General features: G+C 37.2%; 7 protein-coding genes and 1 pseudogene. 2 read left to right on the top strand and 6 right to left on the bottom strand.

What is annotated here, in order from left to right:
• Window positions 1–136: 136 nt before the first annotated feature.
• From AACQ83_RS10820 to AACQ83_RS24625, 3 genes and pseudogenes are all read right to left on the bottom strand, one after another.
• Window positions 137–763 (bottom strand): tail fiber assembly protein, encoded by a 627-nt coding sequence (locus AACQ83_RS10820; RefSeq protein WP_112877494.1) that lies wholly within the window; start codon window positions 761–763, stop codon window positions 137–139.
• Window positions 763–1,347 (bottom strand): tail fiber protein, encoded by a 585-nt coding sequence (locus tag AACQ83_RS24620; RefSeq protein WP_445260529.1) that lies wholly within the window; start codon window positions 1,345–1,347, stop codon window positions 763–765. The genes AACQ83_RS10820 and AACQ83_RS24620 overlap by 1 nt, the downstream gene beginning before the upstream one ends.
• 63 nt (window positions 1,348–1,410) lie before the next feature.
• Window positions 1,411–1,830: pseudogene (locus AACQ83_RS24625) on the bottom strand (hypothetical protein); the annotation flags it as partial.
• A 649-nt stretch (window positions 1,831–2,479) separates the two neighbouring features.
• Here AACQ83_RS24625 and AACQ83_RS10830 point away from each other — a divergent pair.
• Window positions 2,480–2,908 carry a type II toxin-antitoxin system HicB family antitoxin gene (locus tag AACQ83_RS10830; RefSeq protein WP_112877491.1) on the top strand — a complete coding sequence of 143 codons (429 nt, stop codon included), beginning with the start codon at window positions 2,480–2,482 and terminating at the stop codon, window positions 2,906–2,908.
• 350 nt (window positions 2,909–3,258) lie between these two features.
• On the opposite strand, the gene AACQ83_RS10835 is transcribed toward AACQ83_RS10830, so the two are convergent.
• Window positions 3,259–3,585 (bottom strand): hypothetical protein, encoded by a 327-nt coding sequence (locus tag AACQ83_RS10835; RefSeq protein WP_112877489.1) that lies wholly within the window; start codon window positions 3,583–3,585, stop codon window positions 3,259–3,261.
• A 320-nt stretch (window positions 3,586–3,905) separates the two neighbouring features.
• Window positions 3,906–4,073, bottom strand: a complete 168-nt coding sequence (locus AACQ83_RS24630; RefSeq protein WP_112877640.1) for a glycosyltransferase family 25 protein — start codon at window positions 4,071–4,073, stop codon at window positions 3,906–3,908.
• Between the two features lie 652 nt (window positions 4,074–4,725).
• Between AACQ83_RS24630 and AACQ83_RS10840 the strand changes: the two genes are divergently transcribed.
• Complete coding sequence (locus AACQ83_RS10840; RefSeq protein ID WP_112877487.1) at window positions 4,726–5,703, top strand: glycosyltransferase family 2 protein; 978 nt, start codon at window positions 4,726–4,728, stop codon at window positions 5,701–5,703.
• Between the two features lie 141 nt (window positions 5,704–5,844).
• Here the strand turns inward: AACQ83_RS10840 and AACQ83_RS10845 are convergent.
• Window positions 5,845–6,000, bottom strand: a 156-nt coding sequence (locus AACQ83_RS10845; RefSeq protein WP_192881008.1) for a transposase, incomplete at its 5' end; no start/stop codon positions are given.

Below are 6,000 nucleotides of genomic sequence, written 5' to 3' on the forward strand. Positions count from 1 at the left end.
ATCGGCTTAATCATAGTACTTCACTGTTTAATTGTGTGATATTATGTTGCTCGCTACAACCAGACACTAACTGGCCTAAAAAACTATAATGATATGTGTTTTTGTTATCGGGCTGCATAAGCAGCCCTTATTGTTATCATTCTGGCATCTCAGGCCATTTAATATCGGGGACCAATGAAGTATCAACACGGTTCAACAATACCAGATACTTTTTCCATGCAAGCAACAGTGCCTGTTCTTCTTCTGAAGCCAATTCAGCATCAACGGCATATTGGAGCAATGTAATGGTTTCATTAGCTTGTGCACACAGTATGCCGCGTAGTTGTTCTGCCTGTTCAATTTCACTGTCCTTTATTGCCGCTTTGTCAGTTACCCACTTCGAGCCATCCCATCTATCAAAATGAGTCGCAGGTTGTTTGAATGTTAGAGTTCCGGGTAATTCACCCAAATCAGTAATTTCTTGCGGTAAGCGAGTTTGTGTATTGTAAGCTGTTTTTCCGCGGCAATCGGGTACAATTTCCCAGTGATTTCCGTCTGCTGTGCGCCTAACAGCCATAGAGTCAGATTTGGGCAGTGTTGGCGCATCTGTGTAGGAGCTCGCCGGTATGCCTACCCCCTTCATCAGATATTCTGGTGTCGAGCCAATAAATTCCCTTGAATGAGGTGCTGCATGGTAGATCGTCAACCAGCCCGCATTTTCTGCCAATCCATCTTTACCTAAGACTGCCGTTTCAGGTTCTAAAGAGTATTTTTGCTCTGTCATTATGCTGCCCTTACTATGTAGTTAAATGCAATATTGCGGGGACGGGTTTCGTTGCCGACAGCACCGCTATTTGTAAATCCTTGATAATCACTACCGTTATTTGTGAACGGTAAAGTTTGCTGTGCATCATCACGATACGAGCCAGGATGGCCGGCTAGATTTGTTACACCGAATGCTCCTTGCGCCCGACCACCGTGACCACCAACGTGCTGGTGCCACTGAACTTGTTGTGGTTGCCATGACAAAATCCCCCGACCACTGTCTACACCGCGCCCATCATCCCAACCACGAATAAATTCACTGCGCAAATCAGGAAGCACACCTGATGGATAAGCAGTGGCTAATTGTGGATATAGCGATTTATTAAATGATTGACCATTGCATGCAAGATAGCCAGCAGGCACATTCGGTAATGGCCACGGAATTGGAGCACCAACCGGAATATTATTTACAGCGAAAACATCATCAAGTGTTGCTAACGTGCCGTTTTTTTCTGGTGTTAATAGGGTATACCTGCGATTGACAGCTGCATCGTTAGCGTAAATTGTAAAACGACCACCCAGAGTTGCTTCAATTCCAATCAATTGTTTGTTTGCCGCTTCAAATTCGAGGTGCGGCCAATTTGAAGCATTATTGATTCTTAAGCTGCCTGTTTGAGCATTTAAAATACTCGAAATCGGTAAAGCACCCACATCTGCGGCAGAGGGTTTGTTTTTTGTGTTATAGTCCCTACGCCAGCCCGGAGCGTAAGCTCCTCCATGATTAATATACGTAAATTGTGCATTGGGGATGCCATTATTATCAGTAGTTGTTGGTGTTGTGACACGAATTGTTGTTATACCGTCTACACCCATGACTTCGATAACAGCACCGGCTAAACAGACATTACCGCAGCCTGTGTCATTGATTGTGCGATTTGAGGCGTATGACCAGGACCCTTTACACATCCAATATGGATAATTAAAGGCCCCTTGGCTTTTTAGCCATTGCAAAAACTCCTCTGTTGTCCATGTTCCCCCGCCGCCAATCGAAATAGCGCCACTATGCGCCCAGCATGCCCCCACATCCCCGGCATTCAAACTGACATCCCCGGTCAGTGCTTTGCCATTAATTTTCCGGCTGCCCGGCACGGCACTTTTCGCCAAATTGACGGTTTCTGATAAACCAATGTTTTCTGTAGCTCACTAACTGACAGCAAGCTTTGTCAAAGCAGCTTTTAAAAGTATTCAATGGGACCCGACATGTTAAAAATTGGGCAGATCTGAGTGTCAATAAATAATCAAAATGATAATTGAAAGAAAAACACCCTAACTATGAATGTATTATAAGCACCATTTGTCTAATAAATAGGCATGAAATTTGGCGTCATCTGCTTTATTTGCTCAGAGATTTCATCACAATGTATCCTAAGCAATAATTCTCTGAATTCTGGGTTTAGACCTACCGTAACACTATATTTTGCAGCACTATACATTAGTCAATCTCTCTCCTATCCATTGTTTTGATATAGTTCACTTAAGATAAATAAATTTGCTTTGTGTGCATGTGTGTATCTTAATGTTAGGTTAAGAAGATATATGAAATCGACTGAATTGATAAAGGGCTAATTACCTTTGGGGGTGAACTTAGAGGTAGTCATCCACAACTGGAAAAATATTCCCAGTTCTGTATCCTAAAAAAGATTTACCTATTGTCTATAAGACTTTGGAGGTCATCATGTTTTTCTCAGTAGGTGTTGAGTTGCCGAAAGATGAAAATACTGCGTATGGTCTGGTTATTCCTGCGTTGTGTACTGAAAATTATGGCTGTTTTTCTGCCGCTGATAATAAAGAAGACATCGCGATAATGGCGCGTGAGGCTATCTTGCTAACAGTAGAAGATATGGTCGCAAATAATAGAACAGTTGAACATATTCAGGATACTGGCTATCTGGTTTATGAGAAAAACACAGAATATCAATATGTTGATAGCTGGTTTGTTATTGATGTTGATTTGTCTGAATTTTCCGGAAAGCAGCAGCGTATTAATGTCTCACTGCCTGATACGCTCATTCAACGTATTGATAATCGTGTCAAAGAAAGTCCGGCACAATATCGAGACCGAAGCCACTTTTTAGCAGAAGCGGCGAGACATGAATTCAGCTAATACTAGCCGCACGGATACGCCTAGCGTTAAAAAAGCCTTTAATATTATTATTAGATAAAATCATAAAAACGGGAAAGTCATTAATAAATCTATACCCTATGGATTTCAAGATACCTCGAGACGGCAAGGGAGTGAATCCCCGGGAGCATAGCAAACTATGTGACCGGGGTGAGCGAGTGCAGCCAACAAAGAGGCAACTTGAAAGATAACGGGTATATAATTCGATTATAGTAATGAGGTTGATATCTCAATTGTTTCCGATATTGAATAACAAAGGAGCTTTAAAAGATAAGTTGAATGAAAGGACTGTTATGTAATTCATAGTTATACATATTTGATTGTATCTATAATTATGGACTGACTTTTTTTACCCATGAACGGATAAATACACGCCAAAATATCAAACGCAAGGCTGTTAAAAATTTGCGTTTTATTTTTTGTATATCTAACTCGTTTACTGTTGAATGTCCTTCATTTCCTATAGATGAGTTACAGGAATGTTCTGTGAGATTTATAACGGAAGGCACAACAGCTTTAAGTTTGATTACATTATTTTCTCTAAGTAATTTCCACTCGTTTGCCACTATCCATACAGGCCGTAAGAAGTCAAATAAACGTTTTGTGGCAGATTTGTTTATAAAATAACCATGAGTTAAAGCCGCATCTATACCCTTCATCTTTCAAGCTGCTGCTTTGTTGGCTACTTTCACTCACCCCAGTCACATAGTTATCTATGCTCCTGGGGATTCGTTCACTTGCCGCCTCGCTGCAACTCGAAATCTATTAGGTATATAACACTAACTAAATGGTAATCTTTGATGAGTGGTTTTTTGAAAGTATCTATGTACTCATTAACTTTGCTTAAAAAACATGTTGGTATGTGGGGTTTTTTATTGTCTATAGTTATTGAAAAATCCAATATTTCTCTAATATCTCTACCTATTTCAGCATCCTCCTCCATAATCAAAGCTAATTGTATATTTTCTTTAATCATTTTTTAGTAAATTTTTAAATGATTTAAAGAGCAACCTGGCTCACCCAAAGTCATTGCACTTTTATAAAAATCTGGGGAAAGTATTTTAATTTCATCTTGTGATAATTCTCGGCCATTTATAGCCTCAATGAATTCAACATTAAGCTCTAATTTTTCAGCTTGATATTGTATGGATTTTTTTCATTCTACATCGTTCTTTAGGTTAACGATAAATATTTTCATCAGAATTTTATTCTGAATAATTTTTTATTTTAATTAGTATTATAATTATATTATGTAATTGATTTCATATAATGAAAAATGATCCTGCTGTGTAAACTTTATTGGTGCAAAATATACCGATTATTTATACAGAAAATTCTGATGTTCTACAAATTTGGATTCGGATAGCCGTTTTTAATCTTGCAGCAATTATCAGTCTATAGGAAGCTATATTTCTAAATTGTGCTAAAATTAATGTCCGTTCTGGTATAACAGCAAAAATATAGCTTAAAAGCTATAAAAAGATGATGGAAGTGTGATGATACAGGACTGATTTATTAGTGAGGGATTAATAATGTTGCTAGATAGAGAACATTTTTCACAGTAAATCTTCACCTTAGTCATTAATTGATACAATTAATGAGGGAAAAGCAGTATAATACCTCATATCAATCAGATTGATAATCAATTAAATGTCTTTAAATTTGACAATTAGGAGCAGGAACACCGATGTTGGTTCAATTCACACATGTATTTATATCAGAGTATATATTCAGTATTGAAAGCTCTTTGTTGAATAAATCTAAAAGATTCCTGTAAGTAACTAGCGGATTGTACTATTATGAATAATGATATATTAGTTTCAATTATCATCCCGGCCTTTAATGTCGAAGATATTATAGAAAATGCTATTAATAGTGTTCTGAATCAGACATATAAAAACACTGAGATTATCATTATCAACGACGGATCGACTGATGGCACAATGGATACTCTTAACCGGCTGTCTGAACAATACTTTAATATTAAGGTGTTTTCTCAAGAAAACAGAGGGATTTCCGCAGCAAGAAACTTTGGCTTAAGTAAAGCCAAAGGAGATTACGTCATCTTCCTAGATAGTGATGACTCTTTTGAGCCGTCGTTTATTGAATCAGTATTGAGAAAAAATTGTGAAACAAAGAGTGATATTACTTTTTGTTTGTTCAAAAACGTTTATACAGGCAAAGAGATTTATTCTAAAGATTATCGAAATTTAAATAATCTAGCATTCAATTTTTTGAATTTTGATTATTTTGGCATTTGTTGCATGTTAATAAAACGCGAGTTCTTGCTAAAAAATAAAATTTGGTTTGATGAAAGCTTAATTGTAGGAGAAGATATTTCATTTATTTTGTTGTGTATCTGTAAGGCGAAATTTTCTTACATCCCAGAATATCTCTATAATTATATTTACCGAAATGATTCCATCATGAATAAGAAGTGGGATGTAAAGAATTATATAGATGAAATCCAAGCTTGGGATAAAATCTATCAAGATATGAACCTACAATACCACAAAAAAGATCGTGAAATCTTTATGAAAAAGGTTAAGTCAAAAGCCCTAAGCTTAAAAGGCCAGTTAATGTGGAAAATGCTAGCTTCCAAAAGGTTTGATGAACTTTCTTCTTTTTTATCCGATTTTTCTTATCAAAGACAAGATGCTGAATTTATCCGGAAGAAAAATAAATTTTTATTTAGGCTAAAAATAATTAACTCTAAAAGCAAAATAATTTGGTTGTTGGCTAATTTATTACTGACTAAAAGAAAAGACAGAATTTAATTTTTAGATAGTCATGAAAACAAAATCATAACCACCCGCACAGCGGGTGGTTTGCTCTAGCCCTATAAGGGCATGTTACCGACTGCGCCTAAATGACGCTGCTTTCTCTTCGTTCAAGCTAAGTGTCTTTGCTGCTTTGGCTTACCCCTTGAAGGGGTCGTTATACTCTCGTGTACTTAGTTTATCCTGAAGTAAATCTGACTTTTCTTGCTCTCTGATATATTTACGGATTGTCGCTTCATTCAACCCCACTGTGCTGACGTAGTAACCTTCCGACCAAAACTTCCGGTTGCCAAA

This window comes from Photorhabdus sp. S10-54 (assembly GCF_963878145.1).
Lineage (GTDB): Bacteria > Pseudomonadota > Gammaproteobacteria > Enterobacterales > Enterobacteriaceae > Photorhabdus > Photorhabdus kayaii.